The 14,298-nt window shown below is 72.4% G+C and carries 12 protein-coding genes; 5 read left to right on the top strand and 7 right to left on the bottom strand.

Translation table 11 applies throughout. The annotated features are described in order from the left end of the window. Positions 1–16 precede the first annotated feature (16 nt). Both GFD30_RS19205 and GFD30_RS19200 read left to right on the top strand, forming a co-directional pair. Positions 17–3,073 carry a tetratricopeptide repeat protein gene (locus GFD30_RS19205; RefSeq protein WP_153026804.1) on the top strand — a complete coding sequence of 1,019 codons (3,057 nt, stop codon included), beginning with the start codon at positions 17–19 and terminating at the stop codon, positions 3,071–3,073. 231 nt (positions 3,074–3,304) lie between these two features. Next, a complete protein-coding gene (locus GFD30_RS19200; RefSeq protein ID WP_322633412.1) occupies positions 3,305–4,681 on the top strand; it encodes a glycine--tRNA ligase in 1,377 nt (458 codons plus the stop codon). A gap of 28 nt (positions 4,682–4,709) precedes the next feature. Here the strand turns inward: GFD30_RS19200 and GFD30_RS19195 are convergent, their stop codons facing one another. Next, positions 4,710–5,609 carry a hypothetical protein gene (locus tag GFD30_RS19195; protein ID WP_153026803.1) on the bottom strand — a complete coding sequence of 300 codons (900 nt, stop codon included), beginning with the start codon at positions 5,607–5,609 and terminating at the stop codon, positions 4,710–4,712. A 63-nt stretch (positions 5,610–5,672) separates the two neighbouring features. Here GFD30_RS19195 and GFD30_RS19190 point away from each other — a divergent pair, with 63 nt between their 5' ends. Beyond that, positions 5,673–7,016 (top strand): hypothetical protein, encoded by a 1,344-nt coding sequence (locus GFD30_RS19190; protein WP_153026802.1) that lies wholly within the window; start codon positions 5,673–5,675, stop codon positions 7,014–7,016. A 56-nt stretch (positions 7,017–7,072) separates the two neighbouring features. On the opposite strand, the gene GFD30_RS19185 is transcribed toward GFD30_RS19190, so the two are convergent. The 4 genes from GFD30_RS19185 to rpmB form a co-directional block, all read right to left on the bottom strand. Continuing rightward, positions 7,073–7,288, bottom strand: coding sequence for a hypothetical protein (locus GFD30_RS19185; RefSeq protein WP_153026801.1), 216 nt, complete (start codon positions 7,286–7,288; stop codon positions 7,073–7,075). Positions 7,289–7,486: 198 nt separating this feature from the next. Further along, complete coding sequence (gene rpsN / locus GFD30_RS19180; protein WP_153026800.1) at positions 7,487–7,792, bottom strand: 30S ribosomal protein S14; 306 nt, start codon at positions 7,790–7,792, stop codon at positions 7,487–7,489. A 41-nt stretch (positions 7,793–7,833) separates the two neighbouring features. Further along, entirely contained in the window at positions 7,834–8,004 is a 171-nt protein-coding gene (gene rpmG / locus GFD30_RS19175; RefSeq protein ID WP_153026799.1) for a 50S ribosomal protein L33, read from the bottom strand. A gap of 1 nt (position 8,005) precedes the next feature. Then, positions 8,006–8,242, bottom strand: a complete 237-nt coding sequence (rpmB, locus tag GFD30_RS19170) for a 50S ribosomal protein L28 (RefSeq protein ID WP_322633411.1) — start codon at positions 8,240–8,242, stop codon at positions 8,006–8,008. 100 nt (positions 8,243–8,342) lie between these two features. Between rpmB and GFD30_RS19165 the strand changes: the two genes are divergently transcribed. Both GFD30_RS19165 and GFD30_RS19160 read left to right on the top strand, forming a co-directional pair. After that, the gene (locus GFD30_RS19165; protein ID WP_153026797.1) at positions 8,343–9,608 is read left to right on the top strand and encodes a CobW family GTP-binding protein; all 1,266 of its coding nucleotides are present in this window, start codon (positions 8,343–8,345) and stop codon (positions 9,606–9,608) included. Between the two features lies 1 nt (position 9,609). Further along, positions 9,610–9,861, top strand: a complete 252-nt coding sequence (locus tag GFD30_RS19160; protein WP_153026796.1) for a type B 50S ribosomal protein L31 — start codon at positions 9,610–9,612, stop codon at positions 9,859–9,861. 128 nt (positions 9,862–9,989) lie between these two features. Here the strand turns inward: GFD30_RS19160 and dusB are convergent, their stop codons facing one another. Continuing rightward, the gene (gene dusB, locus GFD30_RS19155) at positions 9,990–11,153 is read right to left on the bottom strand and encodes a tRNA dihydrouridine synthase DusB (RefSeq protein ID WP_322633410.1); all 1,164 of its coding nucleotides are present in this window, start codon (positions 11,151–11,153) and stop codon (positions 9,990–9,992) included. Between the two features lie 138 nt (positions 11,154–11,291). Next, positions 11,292–14,162, bottom strand: a complete 2,871-nt coding sequence (locus tag GFD30_RS19150) for a hypothetical protein (RefSeq protein ID WP_153026794.1) — start codon at positions 14,160–14,162, stop codon at positions 11,292–11,294. Positions 14,163–14,298: the final 136 nt, after the last annotated feature.

Raw genomic sequence — 14,298 nt, 5'->3', positions numbered from 1 at the left:
AAAGACCGAGGACCCGATGGCCACTCCCGACCCCGACGCGATCTGGCGTCTGCTGAACGAGGCCCGCTTCGAGGAGGCGGGCGAGGCGAAGGTCGCGGCCTTGGAGCGGGCGGTCGAGGCCGCGGACGCGGTCGGCGACCCGGAACTGGTCAACTACGCGCTCAACGGACTCGTGGACGCGTACGAGTTCTCGCGGGACTCCACGCGCCTGCTCGTGCCGTTCGCGCGGCTGCTGCGCAGCTTCGACACCCGGCCCGAGCATTTCGACGCCTACCTGACGCGGTCGCTGTACTGGACGTTCAAGTGGATCGTCGACTCGATGATCGAGCAGCCCGACGTGCCGCTGGAGTCGATCGAGCACTGGCTCGAGGAGATGCGCCGCCGCTACGCCGAGGCCGGGTACTCGATGCACGCGCCGGCGGCGTACGAGATGCAGCTCGCGTTCCACACCGGCGACTACGACCGGGTCGCGCGCGCGATCGAGGCCCTCGGCGAGGCCGAGGAGGACGAGATGTCCGACTGCACGGCCTGCCAGTACACGACGCTGGCGACGATCGTGTTCTACGCGGAGGAGGACTCGGCGGACGCGGCGATGGAGATGCTCGAGCCGGTGCTCGCCGGCGAGTACTCGTGCGCGCACGAGCCGCACTACGCGCTGGCGCTGTCGCTCCTGCCGCTGGTGGAGCTCGGCCGCGCGGGCGAGGCGCGCGCGAACCACCTGCGCGGCTACCAGATGTGCCGCGGCAAGGAGGACATGGTCCCGATGATCGCGCTGCACATCGAGTTCTGCGCGCTCACGGGCAACGAGCACCGGGCGGTGGAGATCCTCGCCGACCACGCGCGCTTCTTCGACCTGGACTTGGGCGTCCGCGAGCGGCAGCGGCTCCTGGAGGTCGCGGTCCTCACCTGCCGTCGGCTGCAGGTCCTCGGTTTCGCCGATTCGGTCGTGCCCGGGCCCGGCGGGCGGGAGTGGACCGCCGCGTCGCTGCACGACTGGGCCGACGCGGAGCGGATCGCGATCTGCGCCCGGTTCGACGCGCGCAACGGCAACGACCACCATTCGCGCATGTCGGCGTGCGTCGTCGAGTCGACGCCGTACGACGCCCCGGTGCACTTGGGGCTCAAGGAGCCTCGTGCGACCGAACCCGCGGTGGTCCTGCCGCGCGACGAGCCGGTGGCGGGCCCGGACCTGGACGCCGCGATCGATGCCGCGTACGCGGCGTACGACGCGTGCTCGCCGGACACGTGGAAGGCGTGGCTGAAGGTGGGCGCGCTCGCGGACGCGCTGGGGATCGAGCTGATCGCCGAGCACCGCGCCGAGATCGCCCACGCCGAGTCCGCCCGCGCCGACGACCCGGAGGCCGTCGAGGAGGGCCTGCGCCGGGCCATCGCGCTGTTCGGGACGGCCGGCCAGCCCGGTCGGGCCCTCGTGGCGGAGGCGTTCCTGCTCATCCACCGCGCCGAGTCCGAACCCGCGCAGGTGCGGGCGGGAGCCGCGCAGGTCGCGGCGGCGGCGCTGCGGCTGGCGGACGAGCGGCGCATCGACGACCGCAGCCTGCACACCAGCCAGGTGCTGGCCATGCGCGCCGAGTACCTCGCCATGCAGGCCGATCGCTTCGCCGGCGACGGCGGGCTCGCGGTCGCGGACCTCGACGACTCCGCCGGGGGCACCGGGCTTCCCGCCGGTGACGCCGACGACCCCGCCTCGGGCGGGGCGCGCCCCGCGGGCGCCGGGCCCCTCGCCCCGGACGCCGGCCGGCCCGCCGCCGACCCGGTCGCCGATCTCGACGCCCGCGCCGAGGCCCTCGACGCCGAACTCGCCGAGTACCCGGACCGCCGGTACGCGCTGATCCGCCGCTGCGACCTGCTCGACCTGCGGGCGCGCCTCACCGACGACACCGACGCGAAGACCTGGCTGCTCACCGCCGAACTCGAGGTGGCCCGCGCCGCGGAGGCCGGGTGGGCCGTCGCGCGCGCCTGCGCCGACCTCGCCGACCAGGTCGGCCTCGCCGGCGACTTCAACGAGGCGTACGCGATCACCCGCGAGGGCCTGACCGCCCTCGGCGACGAACCGAGCCGCACGATCGCCGCGAAGCTCCACCTCCAGGCCGCCGAGTTCCGCATGCGCGAAGGCGACCACGACGGCACCTACGAGCACGCCCTGGCCGCCTCGGTCCACTGCGACGCGGTCGGCATGACCGTCCCCGGCGCCGTCGCGCGGCACCTCATGGGCGCCGCCCTCGTCGAGCTCGAGCGCCGCGCCGAGGCCGTCCCGATCCTCGAGCAGGCATTGGAGGACCTGCCGGACTCGGAGCTGTGGCGGGTGTGCAACATCCGCTTCAACCTCGCCGAGGCGTACGACAAGCTGGACGACACCCGCCGGGGCGTCGAGCACGGGCTGGCCGCGCTGGCGCTCATGGAGACCCGCAGGGAGCTCGGGCACGCGCCGCTGTACGCCGACACGCTGTTCCTCACGGGGGAGCTGCTGGAGAAGCTCGGCGAGCACGAGCACGCCCTCGAGGTGTACACGCGGGCGGCCGAGGCCGCCGAGGAGGTCGGGGACCTGACGTCGTGGGCGCGGGTGAGCCGGGCCCGCGTCTGGCTGCTGCGCACGATCTCCGGCGACGCCGCGTTCGGGGAGGGCCTTCAGTCGATGGCGCACATCGCCGCGGGCCTGATCGCGCAGCGCTCCGAACCGGAGGCGCCCGAGGCGGTCCGCGAATCGGCCCGGTTCGAGCTGGGGGAGACCTACCGGCAGCACGCGCAGTTGACGTTCCAGTTCCTGGAGTCCCAGGCGGGCCCGGCGGGCCTGCGCCGCGACGAGGCCGAGCCGGTCCTGGACCTTCAGCGGCGGGCCCTCGCGGTGTTCCGCGACGGTCCGCTCCTGCTCGAACGCGCGAGCCTGACCGCCCACCAGACCATGTGGCTCCTGTCCGAGCTCGGCGACACCGCCGGCGCGATCGAGGTGGGGGAGGAGGCCCTGTCCTGGCTCGCGGCCCCCGAGCACACCGAGGCCCGCGAGGGGTTCGAGCAGCACCTGGCCGACCTCCGGCAGGGCGCGAAAGGGGCCTGAGCGCACGGTCCCGGCCGCGGCGCCGCGGCCGGGGCTGCTCACAGCGGGGCGCCCCGCGCGAGGTACGCTTGCCCACTGGCGGCAGAAGCGCACGCTCAGTGCGCCCGAACGTTCACCACCAGGACTGAAACTGGGTTGAACATCCGCCGAAACCCGAACAATCTGTTCCGAGACCTTTGCTGTCTCAATTCGCAGTCTCACCGACCGCCAGCCGGATCGAGAGGAATCATCGTGTCCCAGGACCGCACCGAAGCACTCATCAGCCTGTCCAAACGCCGCGGCTTCGTCTTCCCCAGTAGCGAGATCTACGGAGGCACCCGCTCTGCTTGGGACTACGGCCCGCTCGGTGTGGAGCTGAAGGAGAACATCCGCCGCGAATGGTGGAACGCGATGGTCCGCGAGCGCGACGACGTCGTCGGCATCGACTCCGCCGTGGTCCTCAACCCCCAGGTCTGGGTCGCCAGCGGCCACCTGGAGGAGTTCACCGACCCGCTCACCGAGTGCCAGTCCTGCCACAAGCGCTTCCGCGCCGACCACCTCATCGAGGCGTACCAGGAGAAGCACGACGGCCGCGAGCCCGAGGGCGGCCTCGCCGACCTCCCGTGCCCACACTGCGGCGCCCGGGGCTCCTTCACCGAGCCGCGCATGTTCAACGGCATGATGAAGACCTTCCTCGGCGCCGTCGAGGACACGGAGAACACGCATTACCTGCGGCCCGAGACGGCCCAGGGCATCTTCGTGAACTTCACGAACGTGATGACCGCGTCCCGCAAGAAGCCCCCGTTCGGCATCGCCCAGACCGGCAAGAGCTTCCGCAACGAGATCACGCCCGGGAACTTCATCTTCCGCACCCGCGAGTTCGAGCAGATGGAGATGGAGTTCTTCGTCGAGCCGGGCACCGACGAGGAGTGGCACGAGTACTGGCTCCAGGAGCGCTGGAACTGGTACGTCGGCCTGGGCCTCTCGGAGTCGAACCTGCGCCGCTACGAGCACCCGAAGGACAAGCTCTCGCACTACTCGAAGCGCACCGTCGACATCGAGTACCGCTTCAACTTCGCGGGCAGCGAGTTCGGGGAGCTCGAGGGCATCGCCAACCGCACCGACTTCGACCTGTCGACCCACTCGAAGCACTCGGGCGCCGACCTGTCCTACTTCGACCAGGCCAAGGGCGAGCGCTGGACCCCGTACGTCATCGAGCCCGCGGCGGGCCTGACCCGCTCGGTGCTGGCGTTCCTCCTGGAGGCGTACGACGTCGACGAGGCCCCGAACACCAAGGGCGGCGTCGACAAGCGCACCGTGCTCCGCTTCGACCCGCGCCTCGCGCCGGTCAAGGCCGCGGTGCTGCCGCTGAGCCGCAACGAGGACCTGTCGCCGAAGGCGAAGGACCTGGCCGCGCGCCTGCGACGCCACTGGAACGTCGACTTCGACGACGCCGGCGCCATCGGCCGCCGCTACCGCCGCGCCGACGAGATCGGCACGCCGTACTGCATCACCGTGGACTTCGACACCCTCGAAGACCAGGCCGTGACGATCCGCGACCGCGACTCGATGAAGCAGGAGCGCGTGGCCCTCGACCAGGTCGAGCGCTACCTGCTCGAGCGGCTGTAGCGAGCGGCCGCGAGGCCGCCCGACGGGTTCAACCCATGTACATCGCACGGGGGCCGATCTCGACGCTGTCGAGGTCGGCCCCTTCGGGTATCCACGCGGCGTGCAGGTCGAGCTCCTGCAGCGTCTCGCCCTCCTCGACCGTGCGCCACCCGGCCGAGCCGAGCTCGAACGAGAACGGGTCCTCCCCGGCCGGCAGCCCGCCGAGCAGCCGCCCCTCGGCGTCGCGGAACAGGACCGTGAGCAGGATGCCCTGCGCCTGATCGCTGACGACGCGGTACTGCAACCGGTAGCCCTCGGGGCTCAGCAGCGGCTCGACCGACAGCAGCTCCACGTCCGGCATCGGCGGCACGACCGCGTACGCCCGCTCCGCCTCGCTCAGCCCCTCCGGGTCCGGCGCGAGGAACGACGGGTCGCTGGTCGACAGCCGCAGGCGCTCCAGCGGGACGCCCTCGGTCGGGGCCGTGATCACGAAACCGAGCCGCATGGTCGTCCCGGCCGGGATCGGATTCGGGTAGAACTTCTCCAAGGTCGACTCGACGCCGTCGTCCTTCACCACCGTGATGTCCAGCCCGCCCGGGCTGATGATCGCGGTGTCGAACGGGTTGCGTATCACCGCGCCGACGATCACGCGCGCCGCGCCGAGCTCGTCCTCCACGGTGCCGAACCCGTACTCCAGGATCTCGAACTCGACCTGCGCGCCGCCCGAGAAGTCGATCTCCGGGTCGAGCGCCGACGGCAGCTCCGTGACCTCCGCGATGTCGTCGTAGGGCCGCGGCTCCCACTCCACCGACACCGCCAGGACGACGGCCGCGACCGCGAGCGCCACGGCGAACGGCAGGCGCGGCAGCGGCTCGGCGCGGCGGGCGAGGCGCGCCGCGAACCGCCGGACTTTCCCGGCGGGGGCACTGATCCACCTGGTAGAGGGCATCGGGGGTCCCGTGTGAGAACGCTACACTTTGATCACACCACGGTAGCAGCCAAGGGAGCCAAGGTGCCCGGACCGGCTTCATCGGACCGCTGGGGCGAGGAGTACGAGATCGACCTCGGCGCCGTCGACGCGCCCGAGGACACCGCCGACGGCGCCCATGACGGCGCCTCCCAAGACGCTCACGGACGGCTCTTCCACCGCGGCTCCCGCAGCGATTCCCCGAGCAGGCCAGGCAATTCCGCCTTCGCCGGGCCCGAGGTCCTCGAGGGTCCTCTCGACGGTCCTTTCGACGGTGCCTCCAGCGGCTCCTCCGCTGACACCGCGGCCGGCGCGCCCGGCCCCGGCGGCCAGGCCCGGCTCCGCCTCCGGATCCCCAACGCCGCCATGGCGTTCGCCGCGATCGTGTTCGCACTCGCCGCAGGGGCGATCACCGTCGTGAAATGGTCGCCGATCGGGGCGCTGAACGCCGAGAAGGTGGTCACCGGGTTCCTGGAGGCCGCGCAGGCGGGCGACATCGACGGCGCGCTGGCGTTCACCGACCAGCCGAACGCGACCGGCGACTTCCTCGTCCCCGAAGCGCTCGACACGCGCTGGAGCATCGTCGAGGTCGGCCAGGTCGAATACGCCGCGAGCGCGCGGGAGGGCCGGTACACCTCCCAGGTGTACGCCGAGATCGAGGCGTTCGACGGCACGCGCATCGGATTCCGGTACCTGGTCGGCATCGAGCACGGCAAGGCCCTGATCGAGAACGCGCTGGCCGCGTCCGAGGCGTATCCGGCGTTCGACCACATCGACATCAACGGGGTGAGTGCGCCCGTGGACGAGGCCCTGGGGATCACGAACATCGTGCTGCTGCCGGGCGTCTACGAGTTCTACCCCGACCTGCCTTCCACGATGGAGCTCGAGTCCCCGGCGGTCGCGCTCGCGCTCGGGAGCCGGTTCGTGCTCCTCGGCGACGACCACGCCGACGAGTGGATGCCGATCGCGTGGCCCACGGTCTCCGCCGAAGGCGAGGCGCTCATCGACGCGGCGCTGCGCGACTACCTCAACGTGTGCGCGGCGGATCCCGAGGTGGCGGGATGCCCGTTCGGCTTCCCCGAGGACCCCGACCGCGACGTGACCGCCGCACCCGGCGCACGCTGGGAGATCATCGCGTACCCGAAGGCGGAGGCGGAATGGCGGGGGTTCGAGCTGCTGCAGGGCTTCGTGCTCGTCACGTCCGCGCCCGGCGAGGCGCGCATCACGGCGGTCGTCACGGAGGGCGGCGAGACGCGGGAGACCGTCGTGAGCTGCCCGATCTGGGCCGACGGTCTCTGGGCGGACCTCGATTTCGCGGGCGGTGCCGTGATCGCGCGCGCGGACGGCACGACCATCGAGCGCTGCGGTTCGCTCGTCGAAGTGGATTGAGACCCGGGTGAGGCGCCGCGGCCGTGGGACGGCCGCGGAGGCTCAATCATGGACGGTCAGTCGCTGTGGATGACGCAGTCGCAGTCGACCCACGCGGGGGCGGCGGCGCGGTCGGTGTGCGTGATCGAGTAGTGGCCGCGGCTCTCCGACGCCCACAGGGACGCGGGGCTGGCGGGCACCTCGGCCTTCGCACCCCCGCCGGGGAGGTCGTCGTTCGGCAGGCTCGAGGGTTCGGACGCCTCGACCGGGGCGGTCTCCACTTGCTGGACCATTGCTGCTCATCGCTCCTTTGTCTCTCTGGAGTCAAACGCAGAAACAGCTCACATGGTTCCGGGCTTGAGAGCAGTTTCACAGCGCACTCGCAACGCCCAGATTAGCGTCCCCCGGCGACGGACATATAACGGTTTCATGCCAATGGGTCGCCGGGGGCGCAGGTCACAGGCGCCATATCATCCGTTCGGATGAGCCGCCTACCAGGACGATTTCCGCACACCGGGCAATTCGCCGCGGTGCGCCATCGCCCTGAGTCGGACACGCGACAGTCCGAATTTCCGGAACACGCCCCGCGGGCGGCCGTCCACTTCGTCGCGGTTCCGCAGCCGCACCGCCGAGGAGTCCCGCGGCAGCCGCTGGAGTGCCCGCACGGCCTCCGCGCGGGCCTCCGGGCCGGTCCCCGGGTGCGCGATGAGCCGCTTGAGCTCGGCCCGCCGCTCCCGGTACCGGTCGACGAGGACCTCTCGCCGCCGCTGCTTCGCGATCGCCGACTTCTTGGCCATCTACCGCTCCTCCCGGCCGAGCTTCTTGGTTCCGGTCCTCACTAGCGTTCCTCCCTGAACTCGACATGCCTGCGCACGACCGGGTCGTACTTCTTCAGCACCATCCGATCCGGATCGTTCCTGCGGTTCTTCCTCGTCACGTACGTGTACCCGGTCCCCGCGGTCGACCGCAGCTTCACGACCGGCCTCACATCAGTGCTCTTGGACGCCATCTCAGACCTTCCTTCCCTGTGCTCGCATCCGCCGCACGACGGCCTCGATCCCGTCGCGGTCGATGATCTTGATCCCCTTGGCCGACACGCGAAGCCGCACGTAGCGCCCTTCGCCGGCCAGGTAGTACCGCTTCGTCTGCAGGTTCACGTCCCAGCGCCGCCGGGTCTTCTTCTTCGACCACGGCACGTTGTTGCCGAAACCCGGTCCGGCCCCGGTCACATCGCATGTCCTGGACACCGCCGCCTCCTCTCGAGCTGCGAGGGCCTGCGCATCTCGGTGATGCACCGCCCGATGTGCCAGTATAATGACAATCGTTTTCAAAAAGATCGGAGGTCCCATGTCCCAGCTCGCCCAGCCCGGCGCGGCACCGTCACAGGCCGACCTGCGCCCCGCGCTGACGCTCCTGACGGGCTTCGCCCCCGAGGCGACCCGCGCGGCCGCCGACCTGCTCGCCCGCGCCGACCCGGCCCTCCTCGTCGTCGGCTACGACCTCACCGGGCTCGTCGGGGACGGCACCGTCCGCCGCACCGTCCGCGACGGCCGCGGCACCATCGAAGACGAGCGCACCGTCCTCGAACACGGCTGCCTCTCCTGCACCGTCCGCGAAGACCTCCTCCCGGCCCTCGTCCGCCTCGCCCGCTCCCGGCCCGGCAGCGACATCGCCCTGGTCCTCCCGCCCTCGATGGAGCCCGAGACCGTCGCCACCGCCTGCTCGTGGTGCCACGTCGACGGCGCGCCCGTCACCGACGCGATCCGCATCGACTCCGTCGTCGCCGTCTGCGACCCCGCGAGCCTCCTCGACACCCTCGACTCCGACCAGGACCTCGCCGACCGCGGCCTCCAGGCCGCCGACGACGACACCCGCTCCGTCGCCGACACCGCCGCCCGCCAGATCGAGTACGCCGACACCGTCCTCCTGTGGACCCTCGACGCCGACCCCGCCGGCGCCGCGGACCCGTACGAGCACGCCCGCCTCGCCGTCCTCCTCGAACGCCTCAACCCCTGGGCCCGCCACCTCGTCGCCGACCTCGACGAACCCGGCCGGCTCTCCGCGCGCCTGCGCCGCTCCGGCCGCTTCGACCCCGACGGACCCGAGCCCTACGGCCGCGGCCTCGAGGGCTACGCCGTCGGATGCCACGAGCCCGAACCGGACTGCGGCGTCGTCGCCACCCTCTACCGGGCCCGCCGGCCCTTCCACCCCGCACGCCTCCACCGGGCGCTCCCGGCCGTCGCCGGCAGCACCCTGCGCGGGCGCGGGCACCTGTGGATCGCCTCCCAGCCCGACTCGATCGTGGCCTGGGAGTCCAGCGGCGGCGGCGTCTCCATGGGCGACCTCGGGCGCTGGCTCGCCGCCACGCCCGACGAGGAGTGGGACGAGTCCAGCCCGGAGCGGCGGATCAACGCCGACCTGCACTGGGACCCCGATTTCGGCGACCGCGAGATCCAGCTCGCGTTCGTCGGGCTGCACTTCGCGGCCGACGAGCTCGCCGCCGTCCTCGACGGCTGCCTGCTCACCGATGAGGAGATCGCCGAAGGACGGCGGGCGTGGCGGGAATACGAAGACCCGTTCGGCGGTTGTTTCGACGGCAAGGAAGGAAACTGACATGAAGCAAGGCATTCACCCGAACTACGACTACGTGGTCTTCCGCGACCGCGGCGCCGACTTCGCCTTCCTCACGCGGTCCACGGCCACCTCGGCCGAGACCGTCGAGTGGGAGGACGGCCGGACCTACCCGGTGATCGACGTCCAGATCTCCTCGGCCTCGCACCCGTTCTGGACCGGCAAGAACCGCGTCCTGGACGACGAGGGCCGCGTCGCCAAGTTCTACAAGCGCTACGGCCAGAAGGGCCGGTAGCGCCCGAAGACCACAGCAGGGACCTCCCCGGCACCGGGAGGTCCCTGCTGTTTTTCTCCGCCTTTTTCGCCGCGGTGACGGCCTGACCTGGGCGCTCGAGGTGCGGCAGGGCCTCCGCGCCCGCGCGGTCAGCCGCCCGAGGAGTCGATCTCGGCGCCTTCGGGGACCGTGCAGTCGTCGCGGTCGTCGAGCCAGCCGTCCGGGAGGGCGACCTTGCCGGGGGAGTTGGTGCGGCCCCGGGGCTTGCCGATCGTGGATTCGGGGAACGGCGCGTCGGCGTCGAGCTTGCCGAGCAGGTCTTCGAGCTCGTTCAGGGTCGAGACCATCGCGAGCGCCCGGCGCAGTTCGCCGCCGACCGGGAAGCCCTTGAGGTACCAGGCGACGTGCTTGCGGAACTCGCGGCAGCCGTGCTCCTCCGCGTCGATGTTCCGGCGCGCCTCGTACGACTCGGCGCCGGCGATCCACTCGACCAGGAGGCGGGCGTGCCGCAGCATCACGGCGGCGACCTCGCCGAGCGACGGCATGAGGCGCGCTTCCCGGCCGCTGAAGGCCGCCTCGAGGTCGCCGAAGAGCCAGGGGCGACCCAGGCAGCCCCGGCCGACCACGACGCCGTCGCAGGCCGTCTCAGCGGCCATCCGCAGTGCGTCGTCGGCCTCCCAGACGTCGCCGTTGCCGAGCACCGGGATGTCGAGGTGGTCCTTGAGGTTCGCGATGGCCTCCCAGTCGGCGGTCCCGGAGTAGCGCTCGGCGGCGGTGCGGCCGTGGAGGGCGACCCACGCGACCCCGGCGTCCTCGGCGATCCGGCCGGCCTCGAGGTAGGTGAGGTGGTCGTCGTCGATGCCCTTGCGCATCTTCACGGTGACGGGGATGCCGCGCTCGGCGGCGGTGTCGACGGCCGCGGTCACGATCTCGCGGAACAGCCGCCGCTTCCACGGCAGCGCCGAGCCGCCGCCGCGTCGGGTGACCTTCGGCACGGGGCAGCCGAAGTTGAGGTCGATGTGGTCGGCGAGGTCCTCCTCGACGACCATCCGCACGGCCTTGCGCATCCCGGCCGGGTCGACGCCGTAGAGCTGCAGGCTGCGGGTCTCCTCGTCCGGGTCGAACTCGATGAGCCGCATGGTCTTCGGGTTCCGCTCGGTGAGGGCGACGGTCGTGATCATCTCGCAGACGTAGATGCCGGCCCCCTGCTCGCGGCAGAGCTTGCGGAACGGCAGGTTCGTGATCCCGGCCATCGGGGCCAGGACCACGGGAGGCGACACGGGCTTCCCCGCGAGCGAGAGCTGATTCGTCACCGCTCGATTATCCCAGTGCCGCCCGGATGCGCCAACGCGCGACGGCGTGACCGGCGACAAGGTCCCGCGCCCGGCATGGCGAAGGTCCGCCCGGCGATGCCGGACGGGCCTCCGATCGATGCAGTGGGGCGGTGCCGCCTACTCCAGGTCGACCGTGACCGAGGCGGCCCAGGGCCGGCCCGCCACGTCGTAGGCGCCGGTGTAGCTGAAGCCCTCGCCGCCGACGACGGCGCCGCCGGGGATCGTCGCCTCGCCGTCGAGGTAGGCGTGGAGCTTCTGGCCCTCGAAGTCGGAGACGAGGACGACGGCGGCGCTGCCGGCGTAGTCCCTCACGCCGAGCGCGGGCGTCTCCGAGGCGCAGAGCGGGTCGGTCAGGCGCGAGTCCGCGAGCTGCTTGGCGACTTCGCCGCCGGCGACCCAGCTGATCGTGCCGGTGCCGCGGCTGGTCGCGATGAACTGGCCGCTCTGGGCGCCCACCACGAGGCAGGTCGGGTTGGCGCCGACCTCGGTCGCGGCCATCTCGGCCAGCGCCCGGTCGAGTTCGTGCACGGTGCCGCCGCTCGTGGCGACGGCCGGGCCGGCCTCGGCGGCGGCCACGTCGGCGACGCCGCCGTCGAAGGCGACCGCTTCGCCCGCGGCCGCGTCGAACGCGAACTCGGTGCCGTCGTAGTACTGGGCCGCGAGGCCCTGGAGCGTGGAGGCGAGGTCGACGACGGTCACCTGGCTCGCGCTGAGGTCGCCGACCACCGCGTAAGCGGCGCTCGCGACCGTGTCGCGGTGCGCGCCGTCCTCGACCGTGCCGCGTTCGAGCGTGAGCGACCCGGCCGAGTCGGACCAGGCGTCGACCGAGGTCGGCGCCGTGAACGGGAGCGCCACGGTCCCGACGATCTGCGATGCGGCGAAATGCCCGGGGTTCGGCAGGCCCGGGTACGACTCGGACCAGCTCGAGGAGTACGAGCCGCTCTTGTCGCCCAGGGCGATCACCACGAGGGAGCCGGCCTGCGAGGCGGGGTTCCAGGTGGTGACGAGCGCGAGTTCGTTCCCGTCGGTGAGCGCCACGTCCGTGGGCACCTGGCCGTCGGGCAGGAGCAGGCACGTCCCGCCCTGGGCGCCGCTGATGCCGGCGGTCGCGATGATCCCGGAGGAGAACGCGATCACCGAGTGGGCGCTGACCTCGGCGCTCTGCTCGGGACGCGCGAGCGCGACGGGCCGGCCGAGTTCGACGCCGAGTCCGGTGATGCACGAGGCCGTGGAGCCTTCGATGAGTTCGAGTTCGGGTGCGCCGTCGACCGAGAAGCGGCCGCCCGCGCGGGGGGTGAGGCCGATGAGGTCGTCGGTGGTCTCGACGGCGGTGACATGGTCGATGCCGCTCAGTCCGGACTCGTCGGTCAGGTAGCCGAGCTGGCCTTGGACGCTGCGGTCGGCGTCGCCCAGGAGCGGCGCGGTCGCGAGCGCGTCGCCGCTCGTCGCGGCGACCTCCTCGGCGTCGGATCCGCCGGAGGCGTCGCCGTAGCGCCAGGCGAACCATTCGGCGCTGCCGGCGGCGGCCGCGAGTTCGGTGTACCGCTCCGGGGTGAGGGCCTCGTCGGCGCCGGGGCTCTCGTTGGAGGTGTCGCTGTCGTCGCCGCCGGGTTCGCTGGGCTCTTCGGGCGGGGCCGATCCGAGCATGATGACGATGCCGATGATCAGGCCGAGCGTGATGAGGCCGCCGATCCCGTAGATGGCGTAGCGGACGCCCACGTGGGTGGGCGGTGCGACGCGGGTCGGCGGCGCCTCGGCGGGGGCGGCCTCGGGTTCGGGCTCGTCGCTGCGGCGCTGCGCGGGGACCGCCTCGGTCACGGTGGCTCCGGCGGGGACGCCCGGTTCGCCGTACCGCGGCTCGCCCGGCTGCTGTTCGCCCTGGGCCTGCATGCCTTGGGCCGGTGCGCCCGGGGTCGGTGCGCCGAAGGGCGGCTGGTCCCCGTGCGGCGCCTGCTCGCCGGGGCCTGCCTGCTCCCCATAGGACGGCGGGGCGTCGGCGGGGAACCGCTCGCCGGTGTACGCGTTCGCGGGCTGCTCGAAGAACGCCCCCTGCTGCTGCGGGAACGCGCCCTGCCGGTCGGCCGGAGCGGGCGGCTCGGAGAACGAGCCCTGCGGTGCGGCGGGGAACGGATCGGCCTGGTAGCGCTGCTGCTCGGCCTGGTACGCCTCGCGGGCGGCCTGGGCTTCGGCGGCGAGGCGCTCGGCCTGGTACGGGTCGGACTTGTAGAGGTCCTGGCCGCCGGAGTCGCCGCGGTACTGGTCCTGGGCGTAGACGTCGGCCTGGTACGGGTCGGGGCGCAGTTCCGGGAACTCGAGCCCGCCCTGCTGGTCGGGGGCGTTGAAGCCGGGTCCGGACGCGGGGGCGGCGTTCGGGTCCGGGCGGTGCTGCCGGTCGGCCGGCGGCTGGGCGGGTCCGGGCTGGCCCGGGACGGGGCCGGTCCCGTTCCAGGCGGCGCCGGCGTTCGCGAGCCCCCACCCGGTCTGGGACTGCTGGTTCATCCACTCCTGGCTCGACCGCGGCGGCCAGTCGGCCGATTCGCCCCATTCGCCTTGCGGCTGCTGGGGCGCGGCCTCCTGGTTGCCGGGGGTCTCGAAGAGGGTGCCGCGGGAGTCGCCGACGCGCGGCGGTTCGGCGCCGCCGAGGTCCGCCGCCCACTCGTTCCGCCGGGCCTCGGGGTCCAGCTCCTCGTACGGCGACGAGTCGTACGGGGCCGAGTTCTGGGGCGCCGCGCTCCGCGGTGCAGAGTCGAACGGCGCGGGGCCGTTCGGCGCCGGGTCGGAGGGCGACGGGCGGCCGGCGGAGGCGGGGTCGCCGAAGCGGCTCGGGCCCGCGGGCGGACGGGGATCGGACGACGCCTCGTCTTCCGGCGCCGCGGAAGGCAGGTGACCCACCCCGCGCGCGGTGATTCGGGGCGGATTCGTGGGTGTGGCCGCGGGTTCGCTGGTGGGAGGCCAGGAGGGCGGCTGCTCGGGCGATGGGTCCGGCATGATAGGCGACTCTAGCTGATCGGACCGCGCAACCGTGAGGCGTGGTCGGGAAAGATGCTAACGGGGATCATGGTACAGCGGGGCCGCCACCTCGAACTTCTTCGGCCGCAGGCGATCCCGCGCCGCCCAGTAGGGA

Origin of the sequence: Glycomyces albidus, assembly GCF_009451885.1 — a bacterium.
Classification (GTDB): domain Bacteria; phylum Actinomycetota; class Actinomycetes; order Mycobacteriales; family Micromonosporaceae; genus Glycomyces; species Glycomyces albidus.
The sequence above is the reverse complement of the archived record's forward strand: the minus strand, read 5'-3'. Positions and strand labels throughout refer to the sequence as shown.

Coding starts and splice junctions, on each gene's coding strand:
- GFD30_RS19165 (WP_153026797.1), top strand. CDS start 8,343: ATGTCCCAGCTCGCCCAGCCCGGCGCGGCACCGTCACAGGCCGACCTG.
- GFD30_RS19150 (WP_153026794.1), bottom strand. CDS start 14,162: ATGCCGGACCCATCGCCCGAGCAGCCGCCCTCCTGGCCTCCCACCAGC.
- rpsN (WP_153026800.1), bottom strand. CDS start 7,792: ATGGCCAAGAAGTCGGCGATCGCGAAGCAGCGGCGGCGAGAGGTCCTC.
- GFD30_RS19195 (WP_153026803.1), bottom strand. CDS start 5,609: ATGCCCTCTACCAGGTGGATCAGTGCCCCCGCCGGGAAAGTCCGGCGG.
- GFD30_RS19205 (WP_153026804.1), top strand. CDS start 17: ATGGCCACTCCCGACCCCGACGCGATCTGGCGTCTGCTGAACGAGGCC.
- rpmG (WP_153026799.1), bottom strand. CDS start 8,004: ATGGCGTCCAAGAGCACTGATGTGAGGCCGGTCGTGAAGCTGCGGTCG.
- GFD30_RS19160 (WP_153026796.1), top strand. CDS start 9,610: ATGAAGCAAGGCATTCACCCGAACTACGACTACGTGGTCTTCCGCGAC.
- GFD30_RS19185 (WP_153026801.1), bottom strand. CDS start 7,288: ATGGTCCAGCAAGTGGAGACCGCCCCGGTCGAGGCGTCCGAACCCTCG.